Annotated in this window: 13 protein-coding genes; all 13 read right to left on the bottom strand. The window is 47.1% G+C overall.

The window, feature by feature from the left end; genetic code table 11:
• Positions 1 to 59: 59 nt before the first annotated feature.
• Positions 60 to 806, bottom strand: a complete 747-nt coding sequence (locus OXH39_08270) for a geranylgeranylglyceryl/heptaprenylglyceryl phosphate synthase (GenBank protein ID MCY3550444.1) — start codon at positions 804 to 806, stop codon at positions 60 to 62.
• A 120-nt stretch (positions 807 to 926) separates the two neighbouring features.
• Entirely contained in the window at positions 927 to 2,147 is a 1,221-nt protein-coding gene (locus OXH39_08275) for an RNA methyltransferase (GenBank protein MCY3550445.1), read from the bottom strand.
• Positions 2,144 to 2,992, bottom strand: coding sequence for a geranylgeranylglycerol-phosphate geranylgeranyltransferase (locus OXH39_08280; GenBank protein ID MCY3550446.1), 849 nt, complete (start codon positions 2,990 to 2,992; stop codon positions 2,144 to 2,146). The genes OXH39_08275 and OXH39_08280 overlap by 4 nt, the downstream gene beginning before the upstream one ends.
• 34 nt (positions 2,993 to 3,026) lie before the next feature.
• Positions 3,027 to 3,974: a UbiA family prenyltransferase gene (locus OXH39_08285; protein ID MCY3550447.1), complete on the bottom strand. Its 948-nt coding sequence runs from the start codon at positions 3,972 to 3,974 to the stop codon at positions 3,027 to 3,029.
• Positions 3,964 to 5,010: a UDP-3-O-(3-hydroxymyristoyl)glucosamine N-acyltransferase gene (gene lpxD / locus OXH39_08290; GenBank protein MCY3550448.1), complete on the bottom strand. Its 1,047-nt coding sequence runs from the start codon at positions 5,008 to 5,010 to the stop codon at positions 3,964 to 3,966. The genes OXH39_08285 and lpxD overlap by 11 nt, the downstream gene beginning before the upstream one ends.
• Positions 5,011 to 5,115: 105 nt before the next feature.
• Complete coding sequence (locus OXH39_08295; protein MCY3550449.1) at positions 5,116 to 5,679, bottom strand: OmpH family outer membrane protein; 564 nt, start codon at positions 5,677 to 5,679, stop codon at positions 5,116 to 5,118.
• 193 nt (positions 5,680 to 5,872) lie between these two features.
• Complete coding sequence (gene bamA, locus OXH39_08300) at positions 5,873 to 8,329, bottom strand: outer membrane protein assembly factor BamA (GenBank protein MCY3550450.1); 2,457 nt, start codon at positions 8,327 to 8,329, stop codon at positions 5,873 to 5,875.
• A gap of 52 nt (positions 8,330 to 8,381) precedes the next feature.
• Complete coding sequence (gene ilvE, locus OXH39_08305; GenBank protein ID MCY3550451.1) at positions 8,382 to 9,263, bottom strand: branched-chain-amino-acid transaminase; 882 nt, start codon at positions 9,261 to 9,263, stop codon at positions 8,382 to 8,384.
• Positions 9,264 to 9,495: 232 nt separating this feature from the next.
• On the bottom strand, positions 9,496 to 10,179 hold the full coding sequence (locus OXH39_08310) for an ABC transporter ATP-binding protein (GenBank protein ID MCY3550452.1): 684 nt from the start codon (positions 10,177 to 10,179) through the stop codon (positions 9,496 to 9,498).
• Positions 10,180 to 10,252: 73 nt separating this feature from the next.
• A complete protein-coding gene (locus OXH39_08315) occupies positions 10,253 to 11,707 on the bottom strand; it encodes an ABC transporter permease (protein MCY3550453.1) in 1,455 nt (484 codons plus the stop codon).
• Positions 11,704 to 12,276: a GNAT family N-acetyltransferase gene (locus OXH39_08320; GenBank protein ID MCY3550454.1), complete on the bottom strand. Its 573-nt coding sequence runs from the start codon at positions 12,274 to 12,276 to the stop codon at positions 11,704 to 11,706. Before OXH39_08320 ends, OXH39_08315 begins: the two co-directional genes overlap by 4 nt.
• Positions 12,277 to 12,379: 103 nt before the next feature.
• The gene (lysS, locus tag OXH39_08325; GenBank protein ID MCY3550455.1) at positions 12,380 to 13,852 is read right to left on the bottom strand and encodes a lysine--tRNA ligase; all 1,473 of its coding nucleotides are present in this window, start codon (positions 13,850 to 13,852) and stop codon (positions 12,380 to 12,382) included.
• Between the two features lie 237 nt (positions 13,853 to 14,089).
• Positions 14,090 to 15,191 (bottom strand): peptide chain release factor 2 gene (gene prfB / locus OXH39_08330; GenBank protein ID MCY3550456.1). Its coding sequence is split into 2 segments (ribosomal slippage): positions 14,090 to 15,124 and positions 15,126 to 15,191, totalling 1,101 coding nucleotides; the frame shifts between segments, so codons are not numbered across the junction.
• Positions 15,192 to 15,205 lie beyond the last annotated feature (14 nt).

The raw sequence follows: 15,205 nt of genomic DNA on the forward strand, positions 1-15,205 counted from the left end.
TCTTTTGGTAAGTGTGCATTTGTGTAAAGATTAAAAACTTAGACAGAGACGGCGTTTATTTACGCATGAATAGCCTTAGCGAAAGCTTCCATGAGTTCAAAGGATCCGTTTTTTTCAAGGATGTTGCCTGTCACAATGAAATCAGCACCTGCTTCTACTTTTTTCGCGGCGATTTCCGGTGTGCGGATACCGCCACCGACGATTAGCGGAATGCTGATTTGCTCCTTCACTGTCGCTATCATTTCACCTGGAACGGGGTGTTTCGCACCACTTCCCGCCTCCAAATATACCATCTGCATACCGAGGTACTGCGCTGCCAATGCATGCGGTCCCGCGATGTCTGGTTTATCACGCGGGATAGGCATCGTGCCGCTCATAAATTCAACGGCGGTTTTGTTGCCACCCTCAATAAGCATGTAGCCGGTAGGGATGGGTTTGAGTGCGTAACGTTGTATCCACGGTGCGGCTTTGACCTGTTCGCTAATGAGATAGTTCGGGTTGCGCCCACTTATAAGGCTGATGTATAGAATCGCATCAGCATGGGGCGTGAGGTGCATCGAATCACCGGGAAACAGGACGAGTGGGAGTTCTATTTCCTGCTTGAGGGCTTTCGCAATAGGGTGCAAATCGTTCGTTAAGAAACTGCCGCCGAGCAAGATTGCATCTGCGCCTGCGAGTTCAATTTCCCTCGCAAGTTTGACGCATTTTTCAGCTTCGCACTGCTCTGGATCGATCAGAACGAAATAGCCGGCCCGGTGTTTTTTCAGGACCTCGTGGAGGTAGTCAAGAACCCAATTTGATCTCAAATGCAATTTTCCTTTTTTCCCTGCGTTAAACCTCGGTTTGCAAGCTATGCCTTTTCTGAAGTTGAGGGAGTTGTGAATCGGCGGTGATGTTAAGAATTTTAACACATTTATGACAATTTGTCAAATTCTGTGTTGGCGTGCTAACTCATAGAGTAAAACGCCCGCTGCGATCCCGACATTGAGTGACGATTGTCCGGATGCCATCGGGATGCGGACGAGTTCTGTGCAGCGTTCACGGGTTTCAACAGTGAGCCCCGTGTTCTCATTACCTACAACGATAGCCGTGGGTAGCGAAAATTCTACCTCATACAGCAGGTTTTCGGCACTTGCCGTGGCACCTAATACGCACCAACCTGCCGAATGAAGTGCCTCAATTGCGCTACCGGTATTTGGCGTATAAAATAGGGGTAAACGTCCAACTGCCCCGCGAGAGGCGCGGATGCAGTTTTTATGAAAGGGGTTGGCACCTTCCCCACTCAATAGGACGGCGGATACGCCCGCCGCGTCTGCTGTCCGTAGCGTCATTCCAAGATTGTCAGGATTTCCAATGTTCTCCGCTATGAGTAATGAACATCTCGAACTGAAGTGAAAATTGAGGCTACCAGATTCCGCAAGGAAGTTGGGGTAGTTGAGATGAACGGAAGCGATTATTGATGGCACAGGTCTTGTGGTTGTGACCGAACCCATCACGCCGTTGCTTACCTGATAAAAAGATAGATTTTCTGCTGCTGCGCGCTTGAGCATATCCTTCCCTTCCGATGTCGCAACGAATTCAGTGGTATAAAGCAGCGTTTCGATCGGAAGTCCACCTTCCACGGCTCGCTCCACTGTCAGATGCCCTTCAATGACAAATTGGGTATGGTCAAATTTGCCTTTCAAGGAGGCTAATTTGCGAAGGTGCGAAACGATTGTATCTTTCCGTTTTGAGACGGCGCGTTGTTCTGATATTGTGCTGCTTCCTCGCTTGATACCTTGATAGAAAGAACCGGTGCTGCTCTGAACTATATTCGCGTCTAAGAGGTCGTGAAGTCTGTCATCTATCCAGTTCTCTGTGCGGGGGAACAGACCTGTGCGCCCTCGTGGAAATGCGAGCAACAGTTCTCTCAAACCGCGTTCGGTTGTCGTTGTGAGATGAACTTGATAATCACTGTTAGGTGTATCCGTCGGTTCCAGGAGCATAACCCCGTTAAGCTGCTGCCAGCCTGTAACAAATATCTCATAGGCAGGATGCCATTTGCCCGTTTCTTGGAAGGTCCGATACGCCTGCTTGAAACGGGACACCGCGTTTGCATTCAGATTCTCTCTTTTTAAGAAATCAACAACCTTATCGTAGTCTATCATAGAAACGTTCCGAGGTAGATCGCTCCAAGTCCGACGAATATATCCCATTTCATCCAGCGTTGGATGAACGCACAACTTTCTTTGGATACATCTCGCCATAGACGAATTGCCAAACCGATGAGCACCAGATCAACACCCAGCACCACGATGATTAGGTAGTGCCATGAATACCACCCGAATAGATATGGAACTGGACTAAATAGGATAACCAATGCCATGAAACTGATCGCTATCCACGCGGCAATCCGTGGGTTGAGGGTCGCAAGTGTTTTCACGTTGTTTTTGAGGTCGCCTTCTGTATCCTCAAGGTCTTTGACAATCTCCCGCGCCATTGTGAACAAAAAGGCAAAGATCGCTGGAATCAATGTGCCTTGGACGGAGTCTATTGCTACGCCGCCAGCAATGAAGGTTAAACCTGTTAATCCACTGACGACTAAATTACCGATGAAAGGCGCACGTTTCAACCAGAAAGCATAACTCACAAGCGCGACAAACACGAGGATAGCAATGCCTGTTGCGTTTTTGTTAATCAGTGCTCCCAACCAGATACCGATGACGATAAGGACTATGGCGAAGATGAGTGCCTCCACACGTCGAATTCGTCCGGAAGGGAGAGGACGCTGTGGACGGTTGATCTGGTCGATGTTGTAATCACAATAATCATTTATAGCGTTACCAGCAGAAAGCAGGACAAGCGCGGAAACCGAAACCAATAGGAGACGGATATCTACAAGGTTTTCTATCCTTCCTTGACTGGCGAACATCCCACCGAGCCATGCAGAAATAAAGGCGATAATTCCGTTAAGTGGACGTGCCAGTTCGAGATATGCAATCAACGTCTTCATTTTTTATAGCCTCAATCCGATGAAAGAAAGTTTGTTAGGGATAACGGATATTGAAGCGCGCCCTATAATACCAGCGAACAGAGAGCAATATTAAAACAAACCAGAGTAGATACAGTGGAAATAATAAGCTTGCACACAGACTTAGGGTTAGAATCCCGATGCGTGTTCCCCAAATGATGACGCTCTGCTTCGGACGAAAGTTGATATAGATAAAGATTGGTAGGCAGACGATACTTGCCGTGCCAGCAATCCAGTCCTTGAAGAATATAGCACTACCGATAGCGACGAGTAACAGGACTAAACTTAACCGACATGCCCATTTTGTTCCGAGCCATACTCCTGTTGTGTAATCTCCACCGCGTTTGTCGCCTGCTAAATCAGGGAGCGTCGTATTGACGAAGGCTGCAGCGACACAGAACAGGTATGGGAGGCTTCGCCAGATCGCTTCGGTATCAATCGGTGCTAAAAGACCCCAACCTACGAGAAAGGCGAGACCTCCATAACCGAGCGCGTTGGCGCACAAATCGAGAATGGGCTTTCCTTTCAGACGAAAAGGACGCACAGAGTAGGCAAATCCGAGTATGATTGATAGCGAAATGAGCGTAAGATAGGTGAGGTTGTTGGGAAAAACGAGCAGACTTAGCAGGATTGAGAGCGTTATCAGGACACCAATTTGCCATTTAAGCACCTTTAGTTTAACATAACCTTGTGCAACGAGATATAACTTGTTATTAGCTGCATCTGTCTCACGATCTGTTATCTGATTGACGATGTAAACAGCTCCGATGAGGAGTGTGTAGAGACAGAGCGTTGCCCACAACCTTATGGGTTGAGATGGTGTCGGTGCTTCTGGCATCGTACTTCCGTGATGATAGCCTAAGAGGACGAGTGTCCAAACCGGAAAGAGGAGCGTCGGTCGTAAAACTGCCAGATAGTCAAGAAATTGAAGCATCTGGTTTCTAATGGTGTATCTACGATTCATCCTCCAACTTTTGAAGTTTTTCTTCTAACTCCGCGACCCGTTTTTGGAGTTTCGTGAATTCAGGGAGCAGTTCCGGCAATTTCCGGGTTGCGGCGTGGATTCGCAATTCCTGTTTGTGGGGACGCGCGGGGAATCCGGACAGATGGCTTCCCGCGGGCATATCCTTTGTAACTGCGGATTTCGCATAGACAACGCTATCTTCGCCGAGTGTCAGATGCCCGGCTGCACCGCCGTGCCCCGCAATATTGACTCGGTCGCCGAGCGTTGTGCTGCCAGCAATACCGACCTGTGCGGCGAGGCAGCAATCTTCCCCAATTTCAACGTTGTGTGCGATCTGAACGAGATTATCCAATTTAGTGCCGCGTTTGATAAGCGTTTCGGAGAGCGTCGCTCTATCAATCGTCGTATTCGCGCCGATCTCAACGTCGTCCTCAATGACGACGGTGCCAATCTGCGGGATTTTATGGTGCCGGTTGCTAACGGGTGCGAATCCGAAGCCGTCGCTTCCGATGACCGCCCCACAGTGTATGATCACCCGATCACCGATGGTTATCTCTTCTCGGATACTGACGTGTGAATAGATAAGTCCATCAACACCTATCTTACTTCCCTCACCGATGCAGACAAAGGGTTGGATAACAGTGTCATCCCCGATTTCAACATTGTCGCTGATGCAAGCGAATGCCTGAATTGAGACGCGCTCACCGAGTTTAACGTTCTCTCCCAAAATTGCTGTCTCATGGACCCCCGGTAGTGCTTGATGGTTTTTGTCATACGAGAACATTTCCAGCACTTTAACGAAAGCCCAATACGGATTTTCAACGCGAATTGTTGGCTTTCCGTTCCCCTTAACACCGTGGCCAATAATAATCGCACCGGCTTGCGTCGTTGCTATAGCAGCGATATATTTGGGATTCGCGACAAACGTAATTTGAGTCGGGAGTGCCTCCTTGATTCCGGAAACCCCTGTAATCTCAATATCACCATCCCCAGAAAGATCGCCATTCAAGCGTTCACAAATTTCTTTGAGTTTCATACGCATCTATAATAGTCATCAGTCTTCGGTTTTCAGTCATCAGTTACAAGAGGTTTGGTTAAACGAAAGCCTCTTAACTGACAACTCTTAACTGATAACTGACAACTATTCCTCGTTTTTGTCCTTCTTGTCGTCTTCATTCATCAAGCCGATTAACTGCTGCGTCAAATCGTAGTCCTTTTTCACATAAAGCGTGATGAGCCGTTTTTCAAGGATGATGTCGTAGTTTTCGGCTTCACCAACTTGGATAATGAGTTCTTGAAGACCGTTGTAAATCGGTTCCATCAACTCTTGCTCTTTTTCAAGCAGTGCTTGTTGACCGACCTCGACCTCACGTTGGTATTCCTGTTGTTTGAGGAGAATTTCGTTGTCCAAATCCGCGGTCTGTGCTCTTTCGACGAAGAGCTCGGTTTTTGCCTTCTTCTCTTGTAGCGTCCTGATTTCGTCTCCCAGCTGCTGTAACTTCGCTTTCAGCCGTTCACTTGCCGCTTGGAGCAGTTGAGTTGCGTCCTTCGCTTTTGCAGATCCTTCTAAGACTTGTTGTGTGTTCACGACACCGATTTTGAAGGCTTGCTGCCCGATGCTTCCAGTACTAAAACAGAAGGCTGTGAGACCGATAATTAATATTGTTAGGCGTACTTGGTAAGCACCCAACCGAAATGGTTTCATAATTTAAATCCTTTCTTTCTTTTAAGAAAGAAATTAGTTGCCTCATTCTCTGCAGTTCTGACATTTGCTGCCAGAACTTCGAGTGTATGCGTTTGTCCATGATTTCCCGCCTTTTGGAGCGAGAACTTTAAAGGGGTGTTATCCCTACCCTTAACTTTGATAGCCGCCACGAATTGCGTTGTGAATCCTTTTCTTAGAATCCGGGTCCAACTGTGAAGTGGAATTTACCAGCGGGTTCACCGGTAACGCGGTCCAACCCATATCCCCAACCCAACCGAACTAACATACCGAGCATGGTAAACCGGGCTTCAAGACCGAGTCCTCGTTTCAAATTGATTTGGGTAAAGGGGTTTGTAACACTTTCATCCCACACCTGCCCTATGTCGAAAAACAGAGCTCCTGTAAGCTGCTGAGAGATGGGAACTCGATATTCCAAGTTGGCGAAGAATACCTTGTCACCACCATAAGGATTAGGAATACCCGATTCATCAGGATCGGGGTAGATTTCCCAATCTTCGTAGCCACGAATGCTATCTACACCGCCGAGGAAAAAGCGTTCATAGAATAGGTAATAGGCATCGGTGCTTTTACTTCGCATGTAACCGGCGCGGGCATGTGTGGCAATGACATGGTTCCACCAAGGGCTATAGAACCAACTGGTGTCCGCGTAGTATTTTTGGAATTTGTTATCCGCTCCCAAGAAACCGCCAGAGTATTCATAAGAGAGTGTGTGAAATGAACCTGCCGTTGGATCAAATAGGGAGGTGCGATAGTCGCGGGTATCCCTTCCAAGGGCAAATAGGATACTTCGCGTGGAGCGGTCGTATAGTTTTTCATCAAGGTTGTATGACTGCACACTTTCGTTCCGAAAGCGCACGGACAGATCGATGTCGTGTGCGATTGGTCGTCCGAGTGTTAGCGATGCGCCGCGTCTTGCCCAAATGTACCGATCATATATGGAATTGCTTCCCAACTGACGATTATAGAGCGCACCCACCGTTCCGTAGTAGCGGCGGAAGCGGCGGTTGTTGTAGATTCTGGCGTTAAGCCGAGTTGGTGTCCCCAAAATCCAGGGGGTTCCAAAACTGAGTTCGGCTGTGTGATGGTCACGGGTGCCTAATTCGCCCTTTACGTGTACCCGATAAGCGCGCCCGCGGAAATTGTTTTGTCCAACCTCTGCAACACCGAAGATTCCGCCTTCACTGCCGTAGCCACCACCGAGACTCAACATTCCCGTTCGGGGTGTTTCCGCGATGTTAACTCTTAACTCTTTTCGGTTTTCTTCGGATGTATCACTCGGGACAAAATCGACGGCACGGATAAAAGACCCCATCTGGAACAAACGTTGCCGCGCTTTGCGGAGTGCTTTCACATCTAATAACTCATCAGACTTGATTTTCAGGAAATCCAGTTCGCGTTTGACAACGTGTTCTTTCGTTTTTTCTAATCCGGTAATGGTTACCTTATCAATAATTATGACATCTCCTTCGTTAATGCTCAAGGTGATGTCAACGACACCATCTACTTCATTGAAGACGGGGCTGGGTAGGACTTCCGAAAGTAGGTAACCTTTATCGAGGTAAGCCTGCTGTAATTTCGCGATTGATTCGTCGAAGGTACCGCGGTTGAAAATCTCACCTTCTGCAGGGTCGAGCATGCTTCGTATCTTTTTTTCCGAGAAGAGGGTTTTCGCGCCGCCATCTACTTCAATTGTGTAAGTGCCTATAATAAATTCGGGTCCTTCATCAACGGTGATGTCAAGCATTAAACCGGTCTTGTCTTCTGTGAATCGTTTTTCATAGCCGTGGACCTTTACCTGTGCGAACCCGCGATCCTGATAATAATTTCGGAGATTGAGAGATAAGTCCTCTTCTTCAAAGAGTATCTGATCGAAAGGCTTACCAATACGGGTTTTGAGTTTTTTCCGTAGTGTGTTGTCGGAGACTTTTGTACTTCCAATAAAGTTGATCTCCTCGATCCGCACCCTCGGTCCTTCGTTTATCTCAAAAGTGACCTGAACAGTATTAGCTTCATCGTCTCTATCTCCGAGATGGGTTTGGATACCGACGAGATAATACCCTTTTTCATGATAAAGTTTCTCAAGTGCTCGTTCGCTTTCCCATCGTCGCCGGTCACTATAAATTTCTGAAGGGCGGAGCGTAATCTCATCTTTGAGTTTGCCGATGCTCAAGTTTTCGTTTCCGATAATGTTAATCCCGGAAATCTTTGGACTTTCGACGACTTTATAGATAACTTCTAATCCACCGCCTTCGACGGGTTCCACGTCTACGTTAATTTCGGAGAAGAAACCCGTGTCTTTATAAAGACTTTTCAGGTCTTGCGTAAGGAGTTCTTCGGATACTTCGGAGCCGACCTGCGTCTGGATAAGGGTACGCAGCATATCTTCGGAACTCGTTTTCACGCCTGCAAAAGAAATTTTCTTGACGAGGAGCATCGCGTCAGCAGGTGGTTTGGTGGCACTTGCTGTGGTGTCCTTGTCGGCTTCTAATTTGTCCTGTTGCTCGGCGGTTGCGGCTTGGGGACCGAACACTGTATTTGTCGTTTCTGTCGCTTCTTCCGCAAAAGCGGTGATCGCCGCAAGTCCGACGATTAGGCTTATCAGAATCAGAATGTTTTTTGATGCATTCATGATTAACTATCCTCCTGTGTCTTACATGTCTCCGCTCGCGTTTATAATTCCTTCATGCCTCAGAATTGTAGATCGGGGTGCCGTAGCTGTTTGCAAACTTCCGAAATGCGGCAATTAGTTTTTCTGTTATTTGTCCGGGCTGTCCATTCCCGATGGGGCGCTGGTCTATTTTCACAACGGGTATAACTTCGGCGGCTGTGCCGGTGAGGAAGCATTCATCAGCAATATAGAGGTCGTGCCGTGTAAAAACACGCTCCTCAACCCGCATACCCGCTTCACGGGCGATATCAATAACGCTGTTTCGAGTCACACCCTCCAAAATCCCCATGTGAACGGGTGGTGTGACAAGTACCCCGTTCTTGAGCCAGAAAATATTATCGCCACTACATTCGACGACGTAACCTTCGGCATTGAGCATCAATACCTCTTCTGCGCCCGACTGTTTGCCCTCAATTTTTGCTAAGATATTGTTTAGATAGTTCAATGACTTAATGCGCGGGTTAATGGCTTCCGCGTAATTTCGTCGGACAGAGACGGTTACGATCTCCAATCCCTCTTCATAAAACTTTTGTGGGTAGAGGGTGATTTTATCTGCAATAATTATTATGCTTGGCTTTGGACATTTAGCCGGATCGAGTCCGAGATCCCCTACCCCGCGAGTTACAACCAGTCGAATATAGGCTTCTGTGAGATGGTTCCGACGGAGTGTTTCCAGAACCGTTGCCTCCATCTTTTCAATGGACATGGGGATCTGTAACATAATTGATTTCGCAGAGTCGTAAAGCCGCTCAAGGTGTTCATCGAGTTTAAAGACCCTGCCGTTATAGGAACGGATGCCTTCAAAAACGCCGTCCCCATAAAGCAATCCGTGGTCAAACACCGAGACTTTCGCTTCTGCTTTGGGTAAAAATTCTCCGTCGATATAAATCAACATTTTTTAATTATGGCCTCCTGATCCAAAGAAACACCCAAGCAAAACCCGTCATTACATTTCGGGCAGGTTTCTGGTTATCCTGAACTGATATTTTAGAGTTGTGCAATTAATAAAAATAAATAGAGCCTTTCAGATCCTTAATACTGTTGGGACTCACTGGAAACCGGGGACCCCACCCACCACTGGGAAGGGGCACTAAATCTAATGGCGCGGTGTCCAAGGAGGCCCATCGTTAAAAAACCTTTCCGTCAACGAGTTGAACAACTCTGTCTACTTGCTGGGTAAGTTCTTGATTATGCGTTACGATAACGAAAGTTTGTCCAGATTTCGAGTTTAGATCCCATAGAAGTTCCAGCACTGCTTCGCTGCTTCGCCGGTCGAGGTTGCCAGTCGGTTCATCAGCGAGGACAACCTTCGGTTTATTGATTAAAGAGCGTGCAATTGCGACGCGTTGCCGTTCACCGCCGGACAGTTGACTTGGGAAGTGCGAAAGTCTTTCAGAGAGTCCAACGTAGTCAAGCAGTGCCTCTGCCTCTTCGTAAACCTGTTTATCGTTTGAGGTTGTTATTAAAGCCCCCATTGCGACATTCTCAAGTGCGGTAAATTCCGGTAATAAGTGATGGAATTGAAACACAAATCCTATTTCCTTATTCCGAAATCGAGCGAGCTCCGTATCGGGTAGCGTGAAAATGTCGTGTTCGTCGTATAAAACGCTTCCTGTTGTCGGTCGGTCAAGCGTCCCAATAAGATGGAGTAGTGTGCTTTTCCCTACTCCTGATGCACCGATGATCGCAAGTAATTCTGACATATATATTTCAAGATTGATGCCTTGAAGTACTGGAAGTTCCGCCTCGCCATCATAGTAGGACTTGTGTAAATCTACAACGCGGATAATTGTCTCTGCTGGATTCGGCACAGGCTTCCTCTTTTTTCTATTCATTCGGTACCGGTGCGGTTAGAACCGCACCTACCAGTCAAATGCGTAAGTCCTATTCATGTTGCAAGGCTTCGACCGGCTTCAAATTTGCCGCCTGCCATGCTGGATACAGCGTTGCAAGCCAGCAGATCAAAAATGAAAGTGCGTTGATGAAGATGACAAAAAACCAATTGATCTGTATCGGCAGCTGATTCATCTGGTAGACTTGACTCAGCCCAAGATCTGCGAGCGAAATCGGTCTAACGGCGCAATAGAGCGCGAACCCTATTACGATGATCCATAAAACGCCGAGTCCAAACTTCCACCCTCCACCGCGCGGCAGTGCTCGTCGCAATGCAATAAACACTTGTAAGAAAACTGGCACAATAAGTGCAAGCGTGAACCAGTAAGAAGGTCTCACATTATTGAAACTCAGAAGCCAACAGAGCGAGAGACCGAGAGCAGTACCGAGCATCGTTCCCAGTAACCCGATAACGCTGCCCTGAATCATAAATATTTTCATGATGTTGCCCCGTGATGTACCGAGCGTCCGTAGAGTGCCGATTGCCTTTGTCTTTTCCATCACGGTCATAATCAGTGTGCTTGCGATGTTAAAAGCCGCGACTAAAATAATAAGTGCTTCAATAACAACGGTGAGGATTTTCTCCATACGAAGTGCCGAGAAGAGTGGTGCCTGCATCTCCATCCACGTTCTTGCGTCCGGCATCCCCTCTAATACACTAAACTCGACGGTGTCCTCAATTCGTCTGGCAATCTGTGGTGCCAACTCCGCGTCAATTAATCGGACAAAGATGGCATTTATCCGGTTCGGTTTGTTATACAATTTTTGGGCGGCATCTATATGGATAAATCCGAAATTGTTGTCGTAAACTGCCATCTCGGACTCATAGAATCCAATCACAACGAAGTTCGCCAGATCCGGCACGAACATTGATTCGTTTATTTTCACAAGTTTAACGATAAGCCGTAGAACATCGCCTTTGATAATGCCGAGACGGGCTGCCAAGCGTGCCCCGAGAACAATACCGCCGGTAATAGTTTCATCTCTGATGAGCCGAGCGTCTTCAAGAAATGTCGAGTTCAGAAAGTTGGTTGATCCATCTACAAATTCTGAGAAGCCGGTGACTTTGTTTTCCTGAACTGGATCGATGCCTTTAATATAAATTACGTCCTGAATGGAGTCACTATGTTCTGGAAAAACACCAATCTGCGACAAAACAACGGGCGAAGTAGCGACGACTTCATCAATTGCTTCAATCTGCTCAATCCGATTTTGGTAGTTATCGAAATAACTGTGACCATGCAAATGAAAAACAACGTGTGCTTCGTTGGCAAGAAACCGATCTTTTAGTCCATGCTCAACGCCGTTTAAGACAGCAATCGCAAGAATTACGGTTGCTACACCGAGCGCAACACCACCGATAGAGATGATGCTGATAATTGAGATAAAGGACTGTTTTCGCCGTGAGCGTAGGTAGCGGGAGGCTACGAACCATTCAAATCTCATATATCCTCAGACGAGATAGGAGCTAATGAATTAAAGTCCACCTTTAGCATCCCGTATCCCATTAAATCCTCAAAGTTGTCCCATTTTTTGATGTGTTGCCGGAAGCATCCTTCGTAGCGCATCCCGATTTTTTCCAGCACCCGTCCTGAAGCAGGGTTTCTTTTGAAGTGTCTCGCATGAATTCGGTTCAACTTTAATACTTCAAAACCATACGCAACAACTGCTCCTGCTGCTTCTGTGGCATACCCGCAGTTCCAATAAGGTTTACCTATCCAGTAACCGAGTTCGCCATTTTCGTTCTTTAGGTCGAGTCTAAGTTCTATTCCGCCGATTAAGTTTTTGTCTGTTCTAAGTGTAATTGCGAAGTTTAGTGCTTCGTCTTTTTCAAACTTGTCGGAACAGGCGCGCATCCATTCTTCAGCCATCCCATCTTCGTAGGGGTGCGGCATATTCGTTAATGTTGATGCCACATCAAATTCACCTGCAAGGTGTTGCACATCCGCCGCATCTTCAAGTGTAAGGGAGCGAAGTAGCAATCTTTCTGTAAGGAGCGGTGGTGCGGACCTCATTTTTCTACGAACTCACATTTTAGTATACGGCACTGAATTGTATCTTCAAAAAAACGAACGGAGCATCAACCTTTCTGTGTGAAGTATCGGTGGTGCTATCATCTTAGCTTTCCGGACGCATTTGTGGAAACAGGATCACGTCACGGATGGAGTATTGATTCGTTAGCAGCATTGTCAGTCTGTCAATACCGATACCGAGTCCACCCGTCGGTGGCATACCGTACTCCAATGCGCGTAGATAGTCCTCATCTACCATAAAGGCTTCATCGTCGCCTGCCTCTAAACTGCTTGCCTGCTCAAGAAAACGTTGGCGTTGGTCTATCGGATCGTTAAGTTCACTAAAGGCGTTTCCAACCTCCATCCCACAGATAAAAAATTCAAAACGTTCTACGAACTCTGGATTTTCTGGCTTCTTTTTCGCAAAGGGTGAAACCTCGATAGGATGATCCGTTATAAATGTCGGTTGGATCAGTTTTGGTTCCGCAAATATTTCAAAGAATTCGGCTATAATTTCGCCTCTCGTCTCATCACCGGCTAAGTCAACTCCGGCATCAACTGCAGCTTTGTAGAGTTCATCTCCTGATAGTGGTGTTGGATCAATACCGCTGTATTCTTGGATTGCATCCACCATACTCAGCCTACGCCATGGCGGTGTGAGGTCGAGTTCGTAATCTTGATAGGGGATCTTCGTTGTCCCGTGAACCATTTTCGCCGTGTCAGCGATTAGCGTCTCCGTTAGTTCCATTATCTGAATGTAGTCGGCATAAGCCTGATAGAGTTCCAACATTGTAAATTCAGGATTGTGGTCCCTGTCCATCCCTTCATTTCGGAAATCGCGCGAGAATTCATAAACCCGCTCGAAGCCTCCTACAATCAGACGTTTGAGGTAGAGTTCGTTTGCGATCCGTAGATAAAGCGATTGTTCCAATGTATTGTGATAAGTTGTGAACGGACGCGCGTTTGCGCCACCATAAATCGGTTGAAGGACAGGTGTTTCGACTTCAATAAAACTTTGGGCATTGAGCATATTGCGGATTGCCTGGACGATTTGCGTCCTTTTTAGAAAGACATCCTTCACCTCGGGATTCATGATGAGATCAGCGTATCGTTGTCTATAGCGTGTCTGTTTATCTTGTAGACCGTGCCATTTTTCGGGGAGCGGTCGGATAGATTTGGAGAGGAGTTCTATGGAATCAACGAGTACTGTCAATTCCCCTGTTCGTGTTCGGAACACTGTTCCTTCAGCACCGACAATATCACCCGTATCGAAGCGTCGATAGATTTTATAGGGTTCCGCTCCGACTTTATCTCGGCGGACGTAAATCTGAATTCTGCCTTCACCGTCTTGCAGATGTGCGAAGCTGCTTTTCCCGTGGTCGCGCTTCGTCATAATTCTGCCTGCGATACGAATTTTCTGCGCTTCGTCGGGGGTTTCTTCGACATCGGCGAAATCTTGATGAATCGCGGAAGTTGTATGTGTAGGCTCGTATTTATGTGGATACGGCTCTACGCCAAATTCTCGAATCTCGTCCAACTTCTCGCGACGTTGCTGAATTAAATCTTTTGTTTCTTCCACGGTTCTTCCCTTCTTCGTTTTACTTTATCAGAACTATTGCTTTTAATATTCTAATGCAATTCTATAGACATATCACCCCTACGGGGTGGGGAAAGAGACGAAAACCCTTTCTGAAATGTGCAAAACCTGTTAGTAGCAGCTTGGGTTATTTTAATAATTATACTTTAGTTTTGCTCATAAAGCAACGAAAAAAGACGAATACCGGACAGTGTATTTTTCGGGTGCGCTATCCAGTTATTATTTTCGTGCCTTCATTTTGAGATAACTTTCGATGAAGGCATCTAAAGCACCATCTAAGACAGCGTTAACATTACCGCTCTCAACGTTTGTGCGTAGATCCTTGACGCGTTGATACGGGTGCAGTACATAAGAACGGATTTGGCTGCCGAAGTCGATTTCCAGACGTTCACTTCGCTGTTTTGAAATTTCTGCTTCACGTTCTTCACGATATTTTTCATGAAGACGCGAGCGGAGCAATTTCATGGCGATTTCGCGGTTTTTGTGCTGTGAACGTTCATTCTGGCACTGCACGACAATCCCGGTTGGTTTGTGTGTAATCCGAACAGCTGAGTCTGTTACGTTGACATGCTGTCCACCCGCGCCGCTCGCGCGATAGAAATCGATCCGCAGATCTTCCTGTTGAATATCCACGTCCACGGTGTCATCAACTTCAGGCGTAACGTCAACAGCAGCAAAGGAAGTGTGCCGTCGTTTGTTGAAATCGTAAGGGGACAAGCGAACAAGGCGATGTACACCGGCTTCGGACTGGAGATAACCGTAAGCGGATGTGCCGGTAACGAGGATAGTTGTGCCTTTGATGCCAGCTTCGTCGCCAGCGGTGATGTCAAGGATTTCAGTTTGATAGCCGCGTTGGTCACACCAGCGAAGGTACATCCGCATTAACATCCCCGCCCAATCCTGAGCATCGACCCCACCAGCACCGGGATGGATGTTGAGGATGGCGTTATTTTCATCAAACTCGCCTGTCAGCATTAACCGGAGTTCCATCTGTTCAAGGCGATTTGAGATGCTCTCCAATCCGTCTACAATCTCGGTTTGCAGACTTTCATCGTTCTCTTCGGTAGCGAGTTCAACGAGGGTCTGGATGTCTTCAATTTTGAGATTGAGTTCTTCGTACGCTCCAACTTCGTCTCGGAGAATAGCGATACGCTGATTAACCTTTTGAACACGTTGGGCATTGCTCCAGAAGTCCGGGGAGATGGTCGCTTCTTCGAGTTCAGCTAATTCTTTTTGTTTTTCAGCCAGGTCAAAGATAGCCTCCGATTTCCAGAAGGCGGGTTTGCATCTCTTCAACCTGGTTTTTTAAATCTACAAGCATTTCATTCCTCATGA

It is taken from the genome of Candidatus Poribacteria bacterium (genome assembly GCA_026702755.1).
In the GTDB taxonomy this organism is placed as follows: Bacteria; Poribacteria; WGA-4E; order WGA-4E; family WGA-3G; genus WGA-3G.